Here is a 22,493-nt window from a genome sequence, read left to right as displayed (position 1 = left end):
GCCCGCACCTTGGTGGCGACTTGCCCTCTTGAAGCACGACGGCGGCAGGCCGGCTCCCAGCGCAGGGCACGGGCCCGGCGTCGTCCATCAACAAGGGAAGTTAAACGCCAAGCGGCACCCGCCGGAGCAGATGCCGCTTGGTCAACGGAAAGCTAGGAGGCGTCCTCAACCAGGTTCAGGTCGCGGCCCACGGTTTCCGGGGCGAAGAAGGTGGTGACGAAGGAGATACTGGCTAGGACCGCGGAGTACACGGCGAGCACCAGCCAGGAGTGGTTCGTCACGGCCAACAGGGCGACACCCACGATCGGTGCAATGCCGCCGGCAAACACGGCAGAGATTTCACGGCTCATGGCGACGCCGGTGAAGCGGTGGGTGGCGCCGAAGAGCTCGGGAAGCATGGCACACTGCGGGCCAAGCATGGACTGCACGCCGATGGAGATGCCCACCACCATGACCGCCCAGACAAGCCAAACGTGGCCCAAGGTGATCAGGTAGAACGCAGGGAAGGCGAAGAGTAGCTGGAACAAGGCACCGTAGCGGTACACCTTGACGCGGCCAATGCGGTCTGAGATCGCACCGAAGGAGATGACCATGACGGCAGCGAATCCGGCGGCGATCAACAGGCCCACGGGACCAATGAACTTGTCACCTTCAAACACACCGCCCTTGCCAGCCATGAAGCCGACCAGGAGCGTGGAGTAGATGCTGGAGTTGCCGTTTTCGCCCATGCGCAGGCCAATGCCGATCAGGACATTCTTTTTGGAGGTCCGCCACAGGGTGCCCAGCGGGTTCTTGGTGACGTTCTTGTGCTTTTCCAGCTCCTGGAAGACCGGGGTCTCCTTGAGCTGGAGGCGGATGTACACGGCGACGCCGATCAGCACGATGCTAGCCAGGAACGGTACCCGCCACAGCCATCCTTCGAGGACCTCGGGGTGGGCCAGGCCAAGGAGCGCGAAGGTTCCCGCACCCAGCAGCGTACCAACTTGAATGCCGACGAAGGGCAGAGCAGCGAAGAAGCCTCGGCGCTTGCGTGGCGCAACTTCGGAGATGAGGGTGGTGGCGCCGGCCTGCTCCGCTCCTGCACCCAAGCCCTGCAGAATGCGCATGACTACCAGCAGCACGGCCCCCACCATTCCTGCCTGCTCATAGGTGGGCAGCAGGCCGATGGCGAACGATGCCCCTCCCATGATCGTGATGGTCAGCAGGAGGACCTGCTTGCGGCCGAAGCGATCTCCGATGACGCCGAACACTAGGCCGCCGAAGGGGCGGGCGACAAACCCGACGCCGTACACGCCGAAGGCCGCGAGCAAGGCGCCCGTGTCCCCCAGCGGAGCGAAGAAGAGTGGGCCGAAGATCAGCGCTGTCGCGAGCCCGAAGATGTAAAAGTCGTAGTACTCAAGCGCCGAACCAACGGAGCTGGCGAGGGTGGCCCGGCGCAGCTGGTCCGGATCCACCTTCTCGTCTACTGTCGAGGCGGCTGCCGGGGCTGGGCGTAGCGGTTGTGTAGTCACTGATTCTCCCTTGAAACTTACCGAACCACCATTGGTTCAAGCAGGCGACAACGACCCTAAGGTCGATCACTATGTTGAACAGCGTACAACATGTTGAACAGAAGGCCAAGGGGAAAATGTTATTTGGCTCACTAGCCCATGGGATTACCCAGCATCTTAGACAGATCAACGAGCTCCTGCACCATGGCTGCGCGCTGCGCATCGGAGAACGTGGCCTGCAGCGCCGTCACTGACACGCCGAGACTGGGGCCGTGCGAGCCGTGGGTGGGAACGGCCACGCCAAGGCTCACCACACCCAAGGTGGACTCCTCATCCTCAAAGGCATAGCCCTGGGCGCGAATGGCTCCGATCTCGGCCTTGAGCGCGGCACCGGTCCGGAGCGACTTGGGCGTCAGGACAGGGAGCACAGCCTCGTCGGGGTAAAGCCGGTCCAGGTCATGGTCATGGAGCTTGGCAATCAGCGCCTTCCCCACGGCACACAGTGAGACGGGCATCTTGTCCCCAATGTTCGAGGTCAGCCGCACGGCAGGATGCCCTTCATAGCGGGCCAAGTAGATGACATTGTCGCCGTCGAGCATGGCAATGCGAACAGTCTCGCCCTTGAGCAGGGGTGCGGCTTCGCAAAAGCGGTAAAACTCCCTGACCTCGTCGCGGCGGCTCAGGTAGGCGGCCCCGAGCTCCACCAATTTCACACCCAGGGCGTAGTCGGAACCAACGCGGGTGATGAGCTCGGCATCCTCAAGCGCCTGCAACAGGTTGGACGTGGAGGATTTGGGGATGCCCAGCTCGCGGGCAAGGTCGCTGAGCGTCAATCTTCCGGTGACCGACTGCGCCAAGGCGTCAAGCACGGCGGAAGCGCGGGTTACCGCAGGGGCGGGAGATCCGTGGCCCCGCACTTCGCTGTTCCTGCTGGGCATGGCCTGAATTTCGCTCACGTAGTTTTCCTCGACGCTGAAGGTTCCCCGAGACAGCCCCGGAGCGGTGTTCTATCGCCCACCTACAGTACATTGAAGTGGACAGTTTTCATCATACTGTTCAAACAAAGAGGTAGAACGTCCACTCTTGTGTTTTTTCCAGCATGCCGGTATATTCGTTTTCAGATCCTCCACTGTGGCGTCCCCCAATAGCCACAGTGGAGGGTCATCCACGTTAAGGCTGAATACTCCCTGAGATTCTCGGGTCTGAGACTGCCCACTCAATACCGCGCCTGCGACGGCGACCATGGAAAGCACTCCAATAACCTGAGCTGCGGCACGATCTGGAAATTCCGCGTGTCAGTTTGCATCCTGTCCCATCACGCGATATATTTTTATTACTGGTTCCCCACCACAGCGTCCCCCAATAGCTGTGGCGGGGAACCTTTTTAGTTGGCGCACGCTCCGCCTGCCTCAGTTTCGAAACTGAAGATCACGCGACCAAGGTTCAGCGCCGGGCTATTTGAACGCCAAGAGCCGCAGGAATGCCAGCTCGCCCACAACCTGGATATCCTGCCCCGCTGCCGCCAATTCCAGCGCCCTCTTAACCTTGGCACTAGAGCGCGTGCCACCGGCCACCTCAGCGCTAACCACCATGGTGACCTTCTTGGTGGTGCTATTGGCAATGGTGGCGCCCTTAGCAGCTGCCGCGTCCTGCGCCTCGGTGCGGGGCATGGCCGCTAAATCTCCGCTAAAGACGATGGTCTGGCCATAGAGCGGCCCATAGGGGTTTGCGCCAACATTAGGAACTGGCAGATCTGCCAGCTTGCGCGTGTAGCCTGCCGCGTAATAGCCGGGCACTTTTGCGACCACCTTCTGAACTGGGGGCCACAGGGCCGAAAGCGTCGAGGCACCATGTAGCCGAGCCAGTTCAATGGCTATCAAGGCGCTGGCACGGGCATCGTCGCCCGCGTCGTGGTGATTGAACGCTGGCAAGTCCAAGGCACCCACAACGTCGGACAGTGTGTAGTGGTCCAAATCAAGGTGCTTCCGGGCCAACGTCAGTGTGCAGTGGAAATCCTGAACAGGGGCAGGCAGCCCACAGGCATCGTTGGCCTTGGAGATGACCGACTTCTCGAAGCTGACATTATGGCCCACCAGTGCATCGGCGCCAATGAAATCCATCATGGGGCCGTGGATGCCGCGCCAGTCGGGCGCGTTGCGCACGTGGGCGGCGGTGATGCCGTGAATGCTCACGTTGACTGGCGCGAACTCCGTAAAGCCTGGCAGTGGCTTGATGAGCGAGGAAACCTGGTCCACCACCTTGCCCGCCCTCACCTTGGTCAGCCCAACGGCGCACGCAGAGGCGCGGAAGTTGTTCGCCGTTTCAAAATCAATGGCGGTAAAGGAAATCCCGTCCATGCGTCCCCCTGATGGTGCCGGCCATCCTGGCGGTCACCCGGACCGGGCAACTTCTGGCCAAACGTATAAAAACAAGAAACCCCGCCCCTCCAGGCCTGTGGGCCATGGAGTGACAGGGTTTCTCTGTGGTGGGTCCTACCGGGATCGAACCGATGACATCCACGGTGTAAACGTGGCGCTCTACCAGCTGAGCTAAAGACCCATTCATCAGTCGGCGTTCCAAGCTATGCGCTTGTTTGCCTGACCAACGAGAAACTACTGTACACGATGTTTTGCCCTTTGCGCCAATTACAACCCTAGCGAGCGTGTGAGTTGGGTCATAGCCTCACTGACTCCGAGCTCCAGCTTCACTGTTGCCAAGGAATCTCCGCGGGTTTTGCCTCTATTGATGATGATGACCGGCTTGCCATCCTTGGCCGCTTTCTTGACGAAACGCAGGCCGGAAAAAACTGACAACGACGAGCCGGCCACCACCAACGCCGCTGCCGAATCCACCATGGCAAAGGCCCGCAACACCCTGTCCTGGGGAACATTTTCGCCGAAGAAGACGAAGTCCGGCTTGAGCAGGCCCCCACACAAAGGGCACTTGGCTACGTTGAAGGCGGAGATTAACTTCTCGCTCTCCACGTCAGCGTCCGCGTCAGGAGCTGCGGAAACACCCCCTGCTGCCGCGACTGCCTCTAAGAAGCCGGGGTTGAGCTCATTGAGGATGATGGCCAGAAAGGAACGTGAATAGTGGTTGCCGCACTCCATGCACAGCACCTGATCGAAGCGGCCGTGCAGGTCCACCACATTGCTGGCGAGAGCCACCTCGTGGAGTCTGTCCACATTTTGGGTCACGATGCCGCTCAGCATTCCCGCGCGCTCCAGCTCGGCAGCAGCGTAGTGTCCGGCATTGGGCGTCGATAAGTGCATCCGCGACCAGCCCACATGGTTTCTGGCCCAATAGCGCTGGCGAAGAGCCGGATCACGCATGAATTCCTGATATGTCAGCGGATTCCGGGGCGGGGCGCCGGGTCCTCGATAGTCCGGGATGCCGGAATCGGTGCTCATGCCCGCGCCAGTGAGCAGTGCGAAGGGTTGGCCGCCTAATGTGCCGGCAACGCTGCCTACGGCAGCAATCTCATCGCGACTCAAAGAGGTAGTGACGGCTCGTGACGCTGCTGCGGGCGTCATCGCCGGGACAAAGCCCGTTTCACCAATGCCCGGCCGCACTTGATCCACAGCTACAGCCGCTCGAGTGCTTGACGGTACCGGGCCAAGGGACGAGCCTGCCCCGTGGGCGTGCTGAAGGTGTCGGCAAGGACGCCGTCGGCGGTAATGAGGAATGTGCTTCGAGTGGCCATGCCACGGTCGGCATCAAAAACGCCGTAGCTCTGCGCCACCTGGCCATGCGGCCAAAAGTCAGCCAGCAGATCAAAGAAGTAGCCCTGCGCCTGAGCATAGGCCCGAAGCGTGTATTTCGTGTCGACGGAGATAGCCAGCAAGTGCACGCCAGCCTTTTCAAAATCGCCGACGTTGTCCTGAAGTTCGCCCAGTTCGCCCGTACAAATGCCGGAGAACGCAAACGGGTAGAACACCAGTGCAACGGCGGTGCCACGCAACCCAACGAGGGACATTGGTTCGCCAAACTGGTTGGACAAGGTGAAGTCGGGAGCAATGTCCCCGAGCGCTAAACCTTGGTGCGTGGCGCCGTCGTTCTTCACGGGCAGTCCTTCTCTCGCCAAGCCTACTGGCGTTTGCGCGGAACCAGTCGTGCCGCAGCCCAGTCGGTAGACACCCCTGCCGTGGTGGTGACATGCAAGCCGGCCGTGGGCGCAGCTTCCTGAATGTCCGACGGCGGGACGTAACCATCACGGCCCTGCTTGGGTGTCATGATCCACACCACACCGCCTTCGTCCAAGGTGGTCAGCGAATCGACAAGGGCGTCCACAAGGTCGCCATCACCATCGCGCCACCAGAAAAGGACTGAGTCCACTACGTCATGATCTTGCTCATCGAACATTTCGGACCCAATGAGGGTCTCGATGCTGTCGCGCAGATCAAAATCGACGTCGTCGTCGTATCCGAGTTCCTGGATGAGATCCCCATCCTTGAACCCTAAACTGCCTGCCACCTTGGCAATGGTGCCGGCGTCGGCCTCGCTCACGTTTTTCCTCCTGGGGTCAGCACTTGCGCGCTGGTTTGTTGGTCAATGACCCCAGTCTAGGGGGTGAGCGCCAGTTGCCTCCACTTAACGCATTCTTGGACGCAACAGGGCTCGCTGACCTGTGTGAATATTGTGATTTACATTACCCACATTGCGCCCCGTTCCCCACAGTGAACGCCACGGGATGCTTGGGCCGGTGTTCATGCAACGGGCGCAGCTACGCACTAATGGCCCCTGCGGTCTACAGTATTGGTACACGCCCATGGCTACAGCTCTGGGCGCTCACACTGCTTTTAAGAGAGGTTGGACGTGGCTGCAGGAGACGATAACTCCCATATCCTCAGCGGGTTGACAAACCAGCTGCCTGATCGCGATCCGGAAGAGACAGCCGAATGGCTTGAGTCCCTGGATACGTTGATTCAGGAACGCGGCACTGAGCGTGCCCAGTTCATCATGCGTAGCCTGCTTCAGCGGGCTGGGGCACAGAGCGTTGGCGTGCCTATGGTCACGACCACCGACTACGTGAACACCATTCCCGTCGATCAGGAACCCGAATTCCCGGGCAACGAAGAAATCGAGCGCAAGTACCGCGCATGGCTGCGCTGGAATGCTGCCGTCTTGGTGCACCGTGCTCAGCGTCCTGACATTGGTGTAGGTGGACACATTTCCACTTATGCAGGTGCCGCAACCCTGTATGAAGTTGGTTTCAACCACTTCTTCCGCGGTAAGGACCACGCCGGCGGCGGAGACCAGGTCTTCTTCCAGGGCCACGCCTCCCCCGGCATGTACGCTCGTGCATTCCTGGAAGGTCGCCTCAGCGAAGAGGACTTGGATGGCTTCCGTCAGGAAAAGTCCAAGGAAGGGCATGCGCTCTCCTCCTACCCGCACCCGCGCCTCATGCCGGAGTTCTGGGAATTCCCGACGGTTTCCATGGGCATTGGCCCCATGAACGCCATCTACCAGGCTCAGTCCAACCGATACCTGCATAACCGCGGCATCAAGGACACCTCCGATCAGCACGTCTGGGCTTTCCTTGGCGATGGCGAAATGGACGAGCCCGAGTCACGCGGCCTGCTCCAGCTGGCCGCCAATGACAAGTTGGACAACCTGACATTCGTGGTCAACTGCAACTTGCAGCGCCTCGACGGTCCGGTGCGCGGTAACGGCAAGATCGTTCAGGAACTCGAAGCGTTCTTCCGCGGTGCCGGCTGGAACGTCATCAAGGTCCTTTGGGGCCGCGAGTGGGATGACCTGCTTGAGCGTGACACCGACGGTTCACTCGTGGACGTCATGAACACCACGCGCGACGGCGATTACCAGACGTACAAGGCTGAAAACGGCGGATTTGTGCGCGAGCACTTCTTCGGCCAGACGCCTCAGACCAAGGAACTCGCCGCTCACCTGAGCGACGACGAGGTCTGGAACCTCAAGCGCGGTGGCCACGATTACCACAAGGTTTACGCAGCCTACAAGGCCGCCATGGACTTCAAGGGCAAGCCGACAGTCGTCTTGGCTCACACGGTCAAGGGATACGGCTTGGGCACACACTTCGAGGCGCGTAACTCCACGCACCAGATGAAGAAGCTCACCTTGCAGGACCTGAAGGACTTCCGTACGCACCTGCGCCTGCCCATCACTGATGAGGTTTTGGAAGCAGATCCGTACCGCCCGCCGTATTACCACCCGGGTATGGATACACCTGAGATCCAGTACATGATGGAACGCCGCCGCGAATTGGGCGGATCCGTTCCGGAGCGTCGCAGCAAGCACACCGAGCTGACCTTGCCCGGCGAGAAGACCTACGAGGTCGCTAACCGCGGTTCAGGCAAGCAGCAGGCAGCCACCACCATGGCGTTCGTGCGTTTGCTCAAGGATTTGATGCGGGACAAGGAGATTGGGCAGCGTATTGTCCCGATCATCCCGGATGAAGCCCGTACCTTCGGTATTGACGCCTTCTTCCCCACTGCGAAGATCTACAACCCCAACGGTCAGAATTACTTGTCCGTAGACCGCGATCTGGTGCTGGCTTACAAGGAGTCCATTTCCGGACAAATTGTTCACGCAGGCATCAACGAGGCCGGCTCCGTCGCTGCATTCACCGCAGCAGGAACCGCCTACGCAACCCATGGCGAACCGTTGATCCCGATCTACGTGTTCTACTCCATGTTCGGTTTCCAGCGCACCGGCGACAGCTTCTGGGCTGCCGGTGACCAGATGACCCGTGGCTTTATCATTGGCGCCACCGCTGGCCGCACAACCTTGACCGGTGAGGGCCTGCAGCACGCTGACGGTCACTCCCCGATCCTGGCTTCCACCAACCCTGCCGTGGTCTCCTATGACCCCGCGTACGGTTACGAAATCGGCGTCATCATCAAGTCCGGTCTTGAGCGCATGTACGGGCCGGATTCTGTGGATCCCAACGTCATGTACTACATCACTGTCTACAACGAGCCGATTGTGCAGCCGAAGGCTCCAGAAAACATGGACGTCGACGGCATCGTCAAGGGCATCTACCTTCTCAAGAAGAGCGATGCTCCGGGCCCGAAGACACAGTTGCTGGGCTCGGGTGTCTCCGTGCCGTGGGCGCTGGAAGCTGCACAGATTCTCGCCGATGAGTGGGGAGTATCTGCCGATGTTTGGTCCGTTACGTCCTGGAACGAACTTCGCCGTGACGCACTCGCTGCCGAAGAGGATGCCTTCCTCCATCCGGAAAACGAGGCTCGCGTCCCGTACATCACTGCCAAGATGGCTGATGCACAGGGCCCCGTTGTTGCTGTCACTGACTACATGAAGGCAGTGCCGGATCAGATCCGTCAGTTCCTGCCCAATGAGTTCGCAACCCTGGGTGCCGACGGCTTCGGCTTCTCCGACACCCGCGCCGCTGCCCGCCGCTTCTTCAAGATCGACAGCCACTCAGTGGTAGTTCGAACCTTGCAGATGCTGGCTAAGCGTGGCGAAGTGGATGCTGATGCCCCGGCTAAGGCGATCGCTAAATACGATCTGCTCAATGTCAATGCAGGCACCACCGGCAACGCCGGCGGCGAAGGCTAATACCCGCACCCTCCCAAGGTGCCGCCGCTGACGCGTCTGCACCTTGGGCTCGTGGGCCCAGGCCTGCATGATGGGCGGTTGGTGTTGCTGTAGATCTTCTACAGCAACACCAACCGCCCTTTTTTGTGCATCCCGCCAATCCGTGGCGTTCTGCGCGTTCTGGCCCTAGAGCGCCTCATGGCCAAGTTGTTGGGTTCACACAAATAACCCTTGCCGGCCATTAAGACATATCCTCAAGATATGGCAGCGAAAAATTCAGCGGACGCCTACCCCGCACAGGAACAGGACAGTTTGCCGAGCTCGCCTGCCCGGCGCAAGGCAAAGAACACCTCAGGGACGCTAGAACGGCTCCGAGCCAACATTGGCCCCCTGTCCACCATGATGCGCAGGGAACTGGAAAACACCCTGCCGTGGTACCGACGGCTCAGCGCTGATGAACGTTCCGCCTTGGGTCTGGTGGCCCAAAACGGCATCACAGCCTTTGTCTCCTGGTACGAGCATCCTTCCTCCCCCAGCTGGGTCCTTTCGGATGTGTTCGGCACGGCACCGACAGAACTCACGCGGTCCATCAGCCTTCAGCGCGCCCTGCAGTTGATCCGCACCGTGGTCCAAGTGGTGGAAGACAAGGTGCCAGAACTGGCCGCCGCCGAGGAACAAGTTGCCCTGCGAGAAGCCGTGCTGCGCTACTCCCGAGAAGTGGCTTTTGCTGCCGCCGATGTGTATGCACGGGCGGCAGAAAACCGGGGCTCGTGGGATACCCGCTTGGAGGCCCTTGCCGTTGATGGGATCCTGCGCGGAGAAAACACCGATGCGCTGCAATCACGCATCTCAGCTTTGGGCTGGACCTCGCACGGGCGCTTTACCGTCATGGTGGGACCAGCTCCCTCGGAAACCAATGCGCTCTTGCTTTCCACCCTGCGCCGTGCCGCCGGGCGCTTCGCCGAGGACGTCATGCTGGGCATTCAGGGCGATAAATTGATCTTGGTGCTAGGCAATGTGACGGATCCGGAATCGGCTTATGTGCGCCTGAGTGAGCTGTTTGCGCCCGGGCCGGTGGTGTACGGACCTCTGGCATCAACATTGGCCGAGGCCACGGCCTGCGCGAAGGTGGCCTTCGCCGGCATTTCCGTGGCTAAGGGATGGCCCTCCGCCCCGCGCCCCGTCTCAGCGGATGACCTGCTGCCAGAGCGTGTCATTGGCGGGGACGAATCAGCACGCCGGTCCCTCTTGGTGAACATCTACCGCCCGCTCGTGGCAGCCTCCAACGGACTGGTGGAAACCCTCAGCAGCTACCTCCAAGGCGGGCATTCCCTGGAAGCCGCAGCGCGGGATCTTTTTGTACACTCCAACACAGTCCGTTACCGCCTGCGCCGGATTTGCGATGTCACCGGGTGGGATCCGCTCATCCCCCGCGAAGCCTTTGTCTTGCAAACGGCCCTGATTGTGGGCAGGCTGGCTACGTCGGCAAAAGCTACAAATCAAGGTGCTGCGAAGCAACCACCCGCCAAGTCCACCACGGGCCGTTCGACCGCTGCACTCCCGGGCTCAGCAAGCCATTAGGCGCTCCGCGTCCCACCAGGTCTCGTAACGAATACCCGCCACGCCACGGGAGCATTGTAGACTTCCTACAAATTGTGCTGAAGAGCTTGGTGTATGAAAACACCCTGTAAATACTGTTAAGTTTGGAAAGCTGGTTAATGTGCTTGCAATAGTCTGCCCGGGTCAGGGCTCCCAATCCCCAGGATTCCTTTCACCGTGGCTGGAACGCCCCGGTGTCCAAGAACAACTAGCTTCCCTGAGCGAGGCTGCGGGCATTGATTTGCTGGCCCACGGCACCACCTCAGATGCAGAAACCATCAAAGACACCGCCGTCGCTCAGCCCCTCATTGTGGCTGCCGGACTCATCACGGCACAGGCACTGTTGGGCGATGACGCCACGGCGGCTCTGGTCCCCGGAAAAATGCTGGTAGCCGGCCACTCCGTGGGCGAGATTACCGCTGCGGCGCTCACCGGCACGCTCTCCAACGCAGATGCCATGGCTTTTGTACGCGAACGCGCCAACCGCATGGCCGACGCCGCTGCCGCCACACCCACAGGCATGGCGGCCGTTGTGGGCGGAGACCCGGATGAGGTCCTCGCCGCCATCGCAGCCGCAGGGCTTACCCCCGCCAATATGAACTCCAAGGGCCAGACAGTGGCTGCCGGAACGCTGGAGCAGATCGCCGCCTTGGTGGCCGCTCCTCCCGCCAAGGCCCGCGTCATTGCACTGCAGGTTGCCGGTGCCTTTCACACGCACCACATGGCTCCGGCAGTCTCCGCCCTCCAGGCCCTTGCGCCGTCGCTAACAACGCACACACCTGCGGTGACACTGCTCTCCAACTACGACGGCACCGCCGTAGTTTCCGGGGAAGCGGCACTGGAGTCTCTCATCGCCCAGGTATCGCGCCCCGTTCGCTGGGATCTATGCATGGAAACCATGGGCGCCATGGGCGTGACCGGGTTGATCGAATTGGCCCCGGCCGGGACCCTGACCGGGCTGGCCAAGCGTGGCATCCCCGGCATCACCACCGTGGCAGTCAAAACGCCCGACGACCTTCAAGCTGCCCGGGAAATGCTGGCAGCACACCTTTCACCGGAAGCAGGAACACTGTGAGCACCCCTACGCTGAAGCAGAACCCCACACGTCCCGGAGCTCAGATTTTGGGCATTGGCGCGTACCGCCCGTCCGTGATCGTCTCCAACGAAGATGTGTGCCAGTGGATCGATTCCTCCGATGAGTGGATTCAGCAGCGCACCGGCATCATCACCCGCCACCGCGCCCCCAAGGACGTCTCCGTGGTTGATATGGCAGTTTCCGCCGGCGCCGAGGCCATCGAAAAGGCCGGCATCGAGCCGTCCCAAATTGGTGCCGTGCTGGTCTCGACGGTGACACATCCTTACGCAACGCCGTCGGCCGCCGCACTGATCGCCGAGAAGCTCGGTGCAGCCCCAGCCCCGGCCTATGACATCTCCGCTGCCTGCGCAGGCTACTGCTATGGCATTGCCCAGGCGGACGCTTTGGTCCGTTCCGGAACCGCTGACTACGTTCTGGTCATTGGCGTAGAAAAGCTCTCCGACGTGATCGACAACCACGAGCGCACTATTTCCTTCCTGCTCGGCGATGGCGCCGGCGCGGTTGTCATTGGCCCCTCCGACGAGCCCGGCATCAGCCCCTCGGTCTGGGGATCAGATGGCAGCAAGTGGGACACCATCGGCATGACCCACTCGCAGCTTGATATTCGTGACTTCAGCGAACAGGCCATGAAGGGCGACGGCGTTGCCCTCGCCGCCGCGGATGAGGCACACTCCACCCTGTGGCCCACCCTGCGCCAGGACGGCCAGACAGTGTTCCGCTGGGCCGTGTGGGAAATGGCTAAGATGGCCAAGAAGGCCCTCGTTGAAGCAGGCATTACCGCTGATGATCTGGGCGCTTTTGTGCCGCATCAGGCGAACATGCGCATCATCGATGAGCTTGCCAAGCAGCTGAAACTGCCCGAGCACGTCATCATCGGCCGCGACATTGCCGACGCCGGCAACACCTCTGCCGCTTCTATTCCTTTGGCAACACACCGCCTGCTGGCAGAGAACCCGGAGCTCTCCGGTAAACTTTCGCTGCAGATCGGTTTTGGTGCCGGACTGGTGTTTGGCGCCCAAGTGGTGCGCCTGCCCTAAGAACACGTCCCCCTTATTTGAGGGTGATCAATATGCCTGAACGATCAATACCTTGATCACAGCAAAAATATGAAAAGGAGCCATCAATGGCTAGCAACGAAGAAATCCTGGCCGGTTTGGCCGAAATCGTCAACGAAGAGACCGGCCTTGCCCCTGAGGCAGTAGAGCTGGACAAGTCCTTCACGGATGATCTGGACATCGACTCCATCTCCATGATGACCATTGTGGTCAACGCTGAAGAGAAGTTTGACGTGAAGATCCCGGACGAGGAAGTCAAGAACCTCAAGACCGTTGGCGACGCTGTCAGCTTCATCGCAGGCGCACAGGCTTAATAGCTTCCCTGCAGACCCGTCCGCGCAAGCGGCACTGGTCCTTGTGGTTGGCCGGACCCTCCCTGAGACCGGCCAACCACAACACCCATCATTGCCCCCGAAACTTTTGTAGAGAGTTGAACCATGGCCCGCAAAGTAGTCATCACCGGCCTGGGCGCCACCACGCCCATTGGCGGCGACGTCCCCACCCTGTGGAAGAACGCCCTGAAAGGTGTTTCCGGCACCCACACGCTGACCGATGAATGGGTGGAAAAGTACGCACTTCCCGTACATTTCGCAGCCAAGGCCTCAACTCCTGCCACAGACGTCCTGAGCCGCGTTGAAGCCAAGCGTATGGACCCCTCAACTCAATTTGCTGTTGTAGCCGCCCGTGAAGCCTGGAAGGACTCCGGCATCGAAGAGGTCGACCACGACCGTCTCGCCGTGGCCTTCGCAACCGGTATTGGCGGCGTCTGGACCCTCCTAGATGCGTGGGACACCCTGCGTGAAAAGGGACCCCGCCGCGTTCTGCCCATGACGGTCCCCATGCTCATGCCCAACGGCCCGGCCGCTGCTGTCAGCCTGGACCTCGGCGCCCGCGCCGGTGCACACACCCCCGTCTCGGCTTGTGCATCAGGGACCGAGGCTTTGCACATTGCGCTGGAACTGATCCGCTCGGGCAAAGCCGACGTGGTCATGGCCGGTGGCGCCGAAGCAGCGATCCACCCCATGCCCATGGCTTCCTTCGCCGCCATGCAGGCATTGTCCAAGCGCAACGACTCCCCCGAGACCGCTTCACGGCCCTACGACATCAGCCGTGACGGCTTTGTCATGGGTGAAGGCGCTGGCGCTCTGGTGCTGGAAGCCGAAGAGCACGCTCTCGCCCGAGGCGCCCGCATCTACGGTGAGCTGGCTGGCACCGCGGTGACCGCTGACGCGTACCACATCACGGCTCCAGACCCCCAGGGGTTGGGTGCCACTCGCGCCCTCAAGGGTGCCTTGTACGACGCGCGAGCCTTGCCCGAGGATGTTGTCCACGTCAACGCTCACGCCACGTCTACTCCCGTTGGTGACAAGCCGGAGTACACAGCGTTGAAGGCTGCCTTGGGCGATCACCTCAGCAACGTGTGCGTCTCGGCCACCAAGTCCCAGATGGGCCACCTACTCGGCGCGTCTGGCGCTGTGGAGTCGGTCTTGACGGCGTTGGCCGTCTACCACCGTCTGGCCCCGGTCACCATTAACTTGGAAAACCAGGACCCGGAAATCCCCTGGATGTTGTCACCGGTACCCCGCGTGAACTTCCTGAGGGCGAGATCTTGGCGCTGAACAACTCCTTCGGCTTTGGCGGACACAACGCTGTTGTGGCCATCCGCAGCACCGGTCCCAAGGTTGAGATGGCTTAGTCTGTTCCTGCCTTCTCCACTGGCCACCCGTTGATCCGCCCAGCCTCTCGATTTCTTGCGAGGGCTAGGCGGACGGCTGGTGGCCAGTGCCGTTTCAGTCCTTATAACCAACGACGGCGGCGCTCACCTTTTAGAGGTGAGCGCCGCCGTCGTTGGTGCATCGCTATGGGCGCCTCGCGATGAGTGACTTGCTGTGGGGAGGATTTCCATGGCAAGTCCGCTATGCGGAGGTCTGGCTGATTAGCCTACGTGGTGCAACCACCGCACAGGGGCACCTGCAGCGGCGTGACGGAACGGTTCCAGTTCCTCATCCCAAGCCTCGCCTAGAGCCAAAGAGAGCTCCTGGTAGACGATGGAAGGATCTCCCTTGCCAGCCTCGTAGGCGTACCGTATCCGGTCCTCGGAGACCATGATGTTTCCGTGGACGTCCGTGACGGCGTGGAAGATGCCCAGCTCGGGAGTGTGGGACCAGCGTGAGCCGTCCACGCCGGGGCTGGGATCCTCGGTGACTTCATAGCGAACGTTGGCCCATCCGCGCAAAGCCGAAGCCAGCCGGGCACCGGTCCCGGCAGGACCCTGCCAGCTTATTTCCGTGCGCAGCACATTGGGCGCTGCGGGCTGTACAGTCCACTGCAAGTCCGAGCGCTGTTCCATCACGGCTGCGATGGATGATTCGATATGCGGGCACATGACAGCCGGGGCTGAGTGCACGAACAAAACACCGCGCGTTGATACGACCTTCATTCCATCCTCCATAGCAGTAGGTGCGTCTTCCCCAACGACCTTCTTGCGTGATGCAGGCGGAACATGTCATGCACGGGAGCCTTGTGGTCCCGTTTTAGCTAAATTTCTTGAGAATTGTCTGGGCTTTTTCTGGGCTATCGATCCGCTTTATGAACCTGCCCATAGTTATCTTTCGATTGTATGGCTTTTACTTCTTCTCATTGTGCCGTAGCCGGGCTGATTACGCCACCGTAATGACTTGTGCGTCTGCGTGATCAGGCCCGTGGGTGGGCCGTGCGGTAGCTATCGCGCAGGCGTTCCACCGAAACGTGGGTGTAAAGCTGCGTGGTAGCTAAGGAAGTATGCCCCAGAATTTCCTGGACTGCTCTCAAGTCGGCTCCGCCGTCGAGCAGGTGTGTAGCCGCTGAATGGCGCAGTGTGTGGGGACCTGTTGCGGAGGTATCCCCCATGGCTTGCAACAGCTTATCCACCACTGTGCGTACTGCTCGCTGATCGATTCTGCCCCCGCGTTTGCCCAAAAGAGTGCAGCTGCGGTGCCTGGCTTGAGTAATGTTGCTCGGGCGAAGTCCAGCCAGTCGCCCAGGGCGCGGTCAGCAGGAACGCCAAAGGGAACTGTCCGTTCCTTGTTGCCCTTGCCGAGTACTTTCAAGGTGCGTCGTTCACGATTTATATCATCCACGTCCAAGCCAGCCAGCTCGCCCACACGGATGCCGGTGGCATAGAGAAGCTCAACCATGGCCAGATCCCTGATGGCTACGGGGTCCGAGTCTGTGCGGCCGCGATCAGATCATCCAACAGCCGTTGGACTTGTTGTTGCTGCAGGACGGCCGGTAGCTTCTTCTCCCGCTGAGGGGCCTTCAAGCGCAGAGCCGGATCCACGGTGATGAGTTCTTCGCGCAACGCCCACGCAGTAAAGCTGCGGACCGTTGCTGCACGCCGTGCGAGGGTAGACCGGGCCAAGCCTGCAGTGTTCTGTTCACCGAGCCAGCGGCGCAGGGAACCGAGCTCCAGGTCTGCAACCGCGGTATTCCCATCAGCAACGGCATGGATCAGCAAGGCGTCCAAGTCCCCCAGGTATGCCCGGATGGTGTGTTCGGAACGGCCCCGCTCCATACGCAGGTAGCGCTCAAATGCAGCGGCCGCCTGGGCTAATGCTGGCGGCAGGGCGGCGCGTTCTTCTGAATCCACACCCCCACTGTGCGCCAGCCTGCAGCCGGTGGCAAGTTGCCCCGCCGCGGCAGCCGGTATTGGTTGCGGAGGAAAGGGCTAGAGCCGGTATTGGTTAGAGCCGATTTGGGCTACAGCCGGTATTGGTTGCGGAGGGAAGGGCCTGGGCTGGGCATATGACGTGTGGCCTAGCCGAGACCGGCAGACTGTAGGTAGGCCCCGAGAGTGTCATTGCCCAGTGCCTTGCCGATGGTGGCTATGGCAGAATCGTCCCTGTTGACAATGGATTGACCGTCCGCACTGTTCCCGGTGCCCAGCGTGGGCAGGGTAAAGGTGAGAACATCGGATCCACGGATATTCTTCAGGCTCAGCGCCAAGGCACCCATCGTGCCGGAATCCAGGCTGGCATCCACACTGACGTATAGCGAAATTTTTCCCACTAAATCCGTCACCTTCAGGGGATTGGTCAACGTTGAGGCCGAGAGGACCCCGTTCAGCATGGCCCTCAGGAAGATCTGTTGGTCCTTGACTCGCTGGTAATCTCCATCGACGAAGGCATACCGTTCACGCACGAACGCCAACGCCTGATCGCCGTTGAGCTTCTGCGGACCAGCCTTGAATGCGAATTGCCCGCTCAAGGACGCGAAGTCTAGCGGCACATTCACCTCCACTCCTCCAAGGGCGTCGGTGATGGACTTGAATCCCTCAAAATCAACTATGGCAACATGGTCAATTCTGGTCTTGAACATCCCTTCCAGGGTCTGCACGACTAGCGGAACTCCGCCGTAGGCCATGGCGGCATTGATCTTAGCTGGCCCAACGCCGGGGATATCCACCCACGTGTCGCGCATGATGGACATCAGGTAGAGGTGCTTCCGATCGGCCGGTAAGTTGAGCCACATCATGGTGTCAGAGCGTTGATTGGAGGGATCGCCGCCTTCTGCCAAATCCACGGAATCCCCGCGGCTGTCACTACCCAGCAGCAAGATGTTCATGGCTTGGGCAGCAGGACCCGCCGTGGGTTTGATCGGCCGAGCCGTCTCGTTAGGAAAGCCTCGGGAATCTTGTGCGTCTGCGTGTCAAAGGTATGACCAAGATTGGCAACGAACGCCACACTGCCCAGAGCTGCCGCCAAAAAGAGCGCCAGGAAACCAAGCAAATGTTCCTCCGGGTGTTTCGCCGGCGGCGGGCGGGACAGCATGCTCCGCATCGATGCTCATAGGCTCATAATGCCACCGCCCCAAGGTTTTGTCTGTGGCCGGGCAGGATCATTGCTCCACCACCTACGCCGTCACTTCCGGCTTGTGCGCTTCCAGCCGCCGGCAAGCCGTTCTGCTAAGCCGAGAGCCTCGAGCCGGCCTAACCCTGCAAGGACCGTTGCCGCACTTAGTCCCGCCACCACGCAGAGCTTCTCAATGGTTGTTGCCGTCCTCAGCGGCAGGGCATCGAGGAGCAACAGATCCGAGGTTCCCAATCCGTCATGCAGGGCCGGGTCAACATGGGGTTCAACAGCAAGGTGTTGGCCCATGCCGCCTGCCAGCTCTGCAACGTCAGCGGCATCCGTGACACACACGGCTGAGCCTTCCTTGAGCAGTCGGTGGCAGCCAGCAGAATTTGCCGAGTACACAGAACCGGGCACGGCACCCACCAATCTACTCAGGGATTCTGCATGATGTGCAGTGTTCAGCGCGCCTGACCGCCAGCGGGCCTCCACCACCACCGTGACCGAACACAGTGCAGCGATGAGACGGTTACGTTGCAGAAAGCGGTACCGCGTGGGGTTGGTTCCCGGAGGGACTTCGGCGATGACCAGCCCGCGCTCGGCAATAGTGCGCAATAGATCCTCATTCCCGGAGGGGTAGAACCTATCCACTCCCCCGGCCATGACCGCAATAGTGGGCGGTGCCCCGTCGGGGGAATCGTATCCATCATCGCCCTGACCAGGTGCACGGCCGCCACTGGGATGCCGTGGCGACAGGAGCGGAGCTCCAGTCGCTCCCAACGATGAGCTCAAGGCACCCCTGTGGGCGTGGGCGTCAATTCCGTACGCCCCGCCACTAATCACCGTGAAATCACGCTGCACCAATGAACTGGCAATTTCCATACTCACATTGGCCCCGTAGCTGGTGTTATCCCGAGAGCCCACCACGGCAATGCACTTCTCTTGTTCAGGGATGAGGGCGTGGTCGCCCCTGCACCAGAGGGCAAGTGGCGCCCCCAATTGGAGGTCTTCAAGGGCCGTGGGCCAGGAGTGGTCCTCTGGGACCAGTAATTGGCCGTGCAGTCTTGCAAGCGTCGCCAGGTCACGTTCAGGGGCCACATCAGCCAGCCGTGGCCGCCACCGGGTCAGCACCTCCGCAAGGCCAGTCCAACGCTCGGTTCCGGCCTCATTGAGAACCTCCGTAACAAGTTGTTCGACCCGGGCATTGGAGGAATCGCTACTTTGTATCAAGGACAGCGCTTCCTGCGGCCCCAGTACTTGAACGAGTGCCAGCCCCGGTAAATCCGAAGGCTCCATCAATCGGGTCAAGGCCGCTCTGGCCACACGCAGGGAGCGGTTGGAGCTGCTCTGCCGCGCCTCGATGCCGGGCGCCACCGACTGCCTGGCAGGGCGGGTGTATCCGATAGAGCTGTCCGGTGCAGCTGGGCCATCGTGTGCAGCTAGGCCATCCTGTGCGCTGGGTACTTGCCGAGTCGCTGGCCCCTTGATGCTCTCAATGCCATTCATGGTATTTCTCCTCGTTGTCGCAATGTCAGGGCCAGGCCCACGTCATCACTGCCGGGCGTTCGCGCCCTTGGAGGTCTGCCACGGTCCATGCCAGGCGCAAGACGCGGTCGTAGCCACGGGCGCTGAGGACTCCTGTTCCCATGGCCTTGTCCAACAGTGCTGTGCTGTGCCCACCTAACCGCAAGGGTCCTCGCAGAACTCTCCCGGTGAGGTCGGCATTGTGCACCAAACCCCATGGTTTTAGCCGTTCGCTGGCAATGTTGCGGGCAAGTTGCACGCGGCTGGCAACCTGCTGGCTGGATTCTCGTGGGCCGGAATCGGCTAGTTGCGCCAGCTGTACCTTGGTCACCTGAAGTTGAATATCAACCCGGTCTAGCAGCGGTCCAGAGAGCCGACCAAAATAGCGGCGCCGGGCCATGGGCGTGCACTCACAATTAATCCCTTTGCCTGTGGCCTTCCCGCACGGACACGGATTCGCAGCCATCACGAGCTGGAAACGGGCAGGATAGGACGCCGTGCCGGCCGAGCGGTGCAACACCAACTCCCCGCTCTCGAGGGGCTGGCGCAGCGCGTCCAGAACCCGCTTATCAAACTCTGGAGCTTCGTCCAAGAAGAGCACGCCCCTGTGGGCGCGAGTGGCGGCCCCCGGACGTGGGATGCCACTTCCGCCGCCAATGATGGCCGCCGTGCTAGCCGAGTGGTGTGGCCGTTCATAGGGCGGACGGCGCACCAGCTCCATCAGGCCGGAGCCCCTGTTGTCCAGAGAATGAATGGCGGTGACTTCCATGGCCTCTGCATCGCTGAGATCAGGGAGCAACCCGGGTAACCGTTCCGCCAGCATGGTTTTTCCGGAACCCGGTGGTCCCACCATCATCAGGTGATGTCCCCCGGCCGCGGCAATCTCCAACGCTAGGCGGGCCACTGGCTGGCCCGCCACTTCTGACAGGTCCGCCAGCGGTTGCGCGGCGGTAGTGGACATTCCCGCCTTGGACTCGGCGTTACCACCAGTCCAGCCACCGTCAACACCACAAAGGTCCTTGGGATCGGCGTCAAAATCGATGGCCACTTGAGCTAGATTCTCGTAACCGCGGACCTTGGCACCCGTCACCAACTGCGCTTCTGCCAGGTTCGCCGTAGCCACAACAAATTCGCTGCACCCGGCAGATAACGCAGCCAAGACAGCAGGGAGCACGCCACGCACGGGGCGCAGCCGCCCGTCGAGTCCGAGCTCCGCGAGGAAGACCGTGCCACCGGTGCGGCGCACGTTGCCGGCCGCATTCAAGGCGGCCATCACAATGGCCAGGTCAAACCCTGATCCCTTTTTGGGTAGCGATGCAGGCACCAGATTCACCGTGATCTTACGCCGACTCAACGGGATGCCGGAGTTTTGAGCCGCTGAACGAATCCGCTCTCGAGCTTCATTCAGTGAGGCGTCAGGAAGTCCCAGCAGCACAAAATTTGGCAGCGTCTGGCCGATGTCCGCCTCAACTTCAATGACGTGTCCATTGAGCCCCACGAGCGCCACTGACAGGGCTCTTCCCATGCCCATCAGGCCACCCCTTTGAGGTGATCGATGGAGGGCGGGCCACACTGATCCATCACAATGCCCACCGCGTCAATCCGCAGAGATCCAACAACGTAGTGGTGCTGCCGCGCCCACAACACGGCCAAGGTACGCAGCCGCAGCAGTTTGGCCCTGGTCAGGGCTTCCAAGGGGTCGCCGTACCGGCGAGAGCGACGCGTCTTGACCTCCACAATGACCAACTCGCTACCGTCAAGTGCCACCAGATCGATCTCGCCGCTGGCGCACCGCCAATTGCTGTCGATGACCCGGATTCCACGGTCTTCCAAGTAATCTGCGGCCATCCGCTCACCGGTCTGGCCGAGTATGTCTTTTGTTCTCATGACTGCCTCCACTGCCAGCTTGGCGTGCTTCATGGAACGCCGAAAGGCCTCAACCCCCGATTGTGGATAGCTGCCCGCCAGCACTGGCTGTGAGGGAATCAATGTCCGTAGAATGCCAGATTATTGCTGCCAATACTGTTCCCAGACGCACCAGTGCCCGGCCGGAATATTCCGACCGGGCACTTTGGGCCTGTCACTTTTCGGCCATCGTCAATCCGAATAATAAGCAGCATCAGGTGGCAACGCCAGTAGCCGTTGTTAGTTAGCCACCGTTGTTAGTAAGCCACGGTGAAACGCTGGTTGCGATGGGCAGCAGATTCCACCTCGTCAATCACTGCGAGTCCAAAGTCAGCACCGGAAATGTTGGAGTTGCCCGCGTCATCAACGAGCAATACGTCACCACCTGTGCGGTAGGCCCCGGTAGCTTCACCGGGGGCAAAGGCTCCGAAGCCGCCAGCAGGGCTGACATAGAACCAGTCCAGCTCGGCAGAGGCTGCCTTGGCCATCTCCAGCAGGCGTCCTGCTGTCCGTGACTCCGGCAGGATCTCAGCCGGGAATCCTGGGGTATCCATGACGAGGGGGCCTCCCGGGGCAACCTGCAGGGAGCCCGCTCCACCAATGATGCCCAAACGTGCACCAGCTGCTGCAACCAGAGGCAACAATTCCGCCACAACGTCTTCCAGCTTGCCCTCCAGCTCGCCACGGGGAGAAAGCGCCTCAATGACAACATCTGCATCGGCAACGCTCTGCGCTAAGAAGACTGTATCCAACACCGATCCGGTGAGGTACGTTGCGCCATCCACAGGGTTCGCTGGCAGGTTGCGGCTCAGCGACGTCACCTCATGACCACGCTTGACGCCCTCACGGACAATGTTGCTCCCGGCGTACCCAGTTCCGCCGATGACCTTGATCTTTGCCATTCTGATTACTCCTTGTCCGTGGCTCATGTCCACGCCCCGCCAATTGGTTACTAAAAGAGAGTAACACACCATTAGTTACTTCTTTTGATAGACTGGGGGTTCTATCAGTGCGGAGAAAAGACTAATGAATCAGCCAATGTGGGATCCTTACGATCGCAACTGCCCGTCCCGGCAAGTTCTGGATCGAATCGGGGACCGTTGGAGTGTGCTCGTGGTGGGTGCCTTGAGCCAGGGACCGCTGAGGTTTTCCGAGCTGGCTAAGCGGGTGGACGGGGTATCACAAAAAATGCTCACGCAGACCTTGCGGGGCCTGGAACGTGACGGCCTGATCAGCCGCACCATGTTCGCCCAAATCCCGCCGCGCGTGGAGTACCAGCTGAGTGAATCGGGCACCGGTTTGGCCCAACCGGTCCTTGCCCTGGAGACGTGGGCCAAGGAAAATATGCCTACCATCATGAGTGCCCGCGAGAATTACGACGCCAAACAGCCCCCTCAAAAATAGTGTCCTAAATCCACCCGCAACAAAGGGAAGGTCGACGACGAAACGTACGTTTCGT

Annotated in this window: 17 protein-coding genes, 1 tRNA gene and 3 pseudogenes; 7 read left to right on the top strand and 14 right to left on the bottom strand. The window is 60.7% G+C overall.

Translation table 11 applies throughout. The features are described 5' to 3' along the window. Positions 1 to 152: 152 nt before the first annotated feature. The 7 genes from AS189_RS08865 to AS189_RS08835 form a co-directional block, all read right to left on the bottom strand. Positions 153 to 1,511: an MFS transporter gene (locus AS189_RS08865; protein ID WP_062287653.1), complete on the bottom strand. Its 1,359-nt coding sequence runs from the start codon at positions 1,509 to 1,511 to the stop codon at positions 153 to 155. Between the two features lie 131 nt (positions 1,512 to 1,642). After that, positions 1,643 to 2,428, bottom strand: coding sequence for an IclR family transcriptional regulator (locus tag AS189_RS08860; RefSeq protein ID WP_062293318.1), 786 nt, complete (start codon positions 2,426 to 2,428; stop codon positions 1,643 to 1,645). A gap of 516 nt (positions 2,429 to 2,944) precedes the next feature. Next, positions 2,945 to 3,847 (bottom strand): exonuclease domain-containing protein, encoded by a 903-nt coding sequence (locus tag AS189_RS08855; protein WP_062287651.1) that lies wholly within the window; start codon positions 3,845 to 3,847, stop codon positions 2,945 to 2,947. Positions 3,848 to 3,973: 126 nt separating this feature from the next. Next, positions 3,974 to 4,049, bottom strand: a tRNA-Val gene (locus AS189_RS08850). An 86-nt stretch (positions 4,050 to 4,135) separates the two neighbouring features. Next, positions 4,136 to 5,071, bottom strand: coding sequence for an NAD-dependent protein deacetylase (locus AS189_RS08845; protein WP_062287649.1), 936 nt, complete (start codon positions 5,069 to 5,071; stop codon positions 4,136 to 4,138). Between the two features lie 2 nt (positions 5,072 to 5,073). Next, positions 5,074 to 5,553, bottom strand: a complete 480-nt coding sequence (locus AS189_RS08840) for a peroxiredoxin (protein ID WP_272946743.1) — start codon at positions 5,551 to 5,553, stop codon at positions 5,074 to 5,076. A 23-nt stretch (positions 5,554 to 5,576) separates the two neighbouring features. Continuing rightward, complete coding sequence (locus AS189_RS08835; protein WP_062287646.1) at positions 5,577 to 5,996, bottom strand: DUF3052 domain-containing protein; 420 nt, start codon at positions 5,994 to 5,996, stop codon at positions 5,577 to 5,579. Between the two features lie 309 nt (positions 5,997 to 6,305). Here AS189_RS08835 and aceE point away from each other — a divergent pair, with 309 nt between their 5' ends. From aceE to fabF, 6 genes and pseudogenes are all read left to right on the top strand, one after another. Further along, positions 6,306 to 9,047 carry a pyruvate dehydrogenase (acetyl-transferring), homodimeric type gene (aceE, locus tag AS189_RS08830; protein ID WP_062293313.1) on the top strand — a complete coding sequence of 914 codons (2,742 nt, stop codon included), beginning with the start codon at positions 6,306 to 6,308 and terminating at the stop codon, positions 9,045 to 9,047. 240 nt (positions 9,048 to 9,287) lie between these two features. Continuing rightward, positions 9,288 to 10,607, top strand: coding sequence for a PucR family transcriptional regulator (locus AS189_RS08825; protein ID WP_082634174.1), 1,320 nt, complete (start codon positions 9,288 to 9,290; stop codon positions 10,605 to 10,607). A gap of 139 nt (positions 10,608 to 10,746) precedes the next feature. Then, positions 10,747 to 11,700 carry an ACP S-malonyltransferase gene (locus tag AS189_RS20670; RefSeq protein WP_062287643.1) on the top strand — a complete coding sequence of 318 codons (954 nt, stop codon included), beginning with the start codon at positions 10,747 to 10,749 and terminating at the stop codon, positions 11,698 to 11,700. Continuing rightward, positions 11,697 to 12,758 (top strand): beta-ketoacyl-ACP synthase III, encoded by a 1,062-nt coding sequence (locus AS189_RS08815; RefSeq protein WP_062287640.1) that lies wholly within the window; start codon positions 11,697 to 11,699, stop codon positions 12,756 to 12,758. Before AS189_RS20670 ends, AS189_RS08815 begins: the two co-directional genes overlap by 4 nt. 86 nt (positions 12,759 to 12,844) lie before the next feature. Beyond that, positions 12,845 to 13,090, top strand: a complete 246-nt coding sequence (locus AS189_RS08810; RefSeq protein WP_038462997.1) for an acyl carrier protein — start codon at positions 12,845 to 12,847, stop codon at positions 13,088 to 13,090. Positions 13,091 to 13,213: 123 nt separating this feature from the next. Beyond that, a pseudogene (fabF, locus tag AS189_RS08805) lies at positions 13,214 to 14,472 on the top strand (beta-ketoacyl-ACP synthase II). 240 nt (positions 14,473 to 14,712) lie between these two features. Here fabF and AS189_RS08800 read toward each other — a convergent pair. The 7 genes and pseudogenes from AS189_RS08800 to AS189_RS08765 all read right to left on the bottom strand — a co-directional run bounded on the left by AS189_RS08800 (position 14,713) and on the right by AS189_RS08765 (position 21,936). Further along, positions 14,713 to 15,216: a DUF3145 domain-containing protein gene (locus AS189_RS08800; protein WP_062287637.1), complete on the bottom strand. Its 504-nt coding sequence runs from the start codon at positions 15,214 to 15,216 to the stop codon at positions 14,713 to 14,715. Between the two features lie 254 nt (positions 15,217 to 15,470). After that, positions 15,471 to 16,329 (bottom strand): annotated as a pseudogene (locus AS189_RS20990) (tyrosine recombinase XerC). A gap of 242 nt (positions 16,330 to 16,571) precedes the next feature. Next, the gene (locus AS189_RS08790) at positions 16,572 to 17,378 is read right to left on the bottom strand and encodes an LCP family protein (RefSeq protein WP_062287635.1); all 807 of its coding nucleotides are present in this window, start codon (positions 17,376 to 17,378) and stop codon (positions 16,572 to 16,574) included. 296 nt (positions 17,379 to 17,674) lie between these two features. Then, positions 17,675 to 18,901, bottom strand: coding sequence for a DNA-processing protein DprA (locus tag AS189_RS08780; protein ID WP_062293308.1), 1,227 nt, complete (start codon positions 18,899 to 18,901; stop codon positions 17,675 to 17,677). A gap of 206 nt (positions 18,902 to 19,107) precedes the next feature. Next, positions 19,108 to 20,660: pseudogene (locus AS189_RS08775) on the bottom strand (YifB family Mg chelatase-like AAA ATPase). Continuing rightward, entirely contained in the window at positions 20,660 to 21,016 is a 357-nt protein-coding gene (locus AS189_RS08770; protein WP_062293305.1) for a YraN family protein, read from the bottom strand. The pseudogene AS189_RS08775 and the gene AS189_RS08770 overlap by 1 nt, the downstream one beginning before the upstream one ends. A gap of 275 nt (positions 21,017 to 21,291) precedes the next feature. Then, positions 21,292 to 21,936: an NAD(P)-dependent oxidoreductase gene (locus tag AS189_RS08765; RefSeq protein ID WP_062287629.1), complete on the bottom strand. Its 645-nt coding sequence runs from the start codon at positions 21,934 to 21,936 to the stop codon at positions 21,292 to 21,294. 124 nt (positions 21,937 to 22,060) lie between these two features. Here AS189_RS08765 and AS189_RS08760 point away from each other — a divergent pair, with 124 nt between their 5' ends. Beyond that, positions 22,061 to 22,438, top strand: a complete 378-nt coding sequence (locus tag AS189_RS08760; RefSeq protein ID WP_129587203.1) for a winged helix-turn-helix transcriptional regulator — start codon at positions 22,061 to 22,063, stop codon at positions 22,436 to 22,438. Positions 22,439 to 22,493: the final 55 nt, after the last annotated feature.

The sequence above is a fragment of the Arthrobacter alpinus genome (assembly GCF_001445575.1).
Classification (GTDB): domain Bacteria; phylum Actinomycetota; class Actinomycetes; order Actinomycetales; family Micrococcaceae; genus Specibacter; species Specibacter alpinus_C.
Note: the sequence above shows the minus strand (reverse complement) of the source record. Positions and strands in the feature narration are given on the sequence as shown.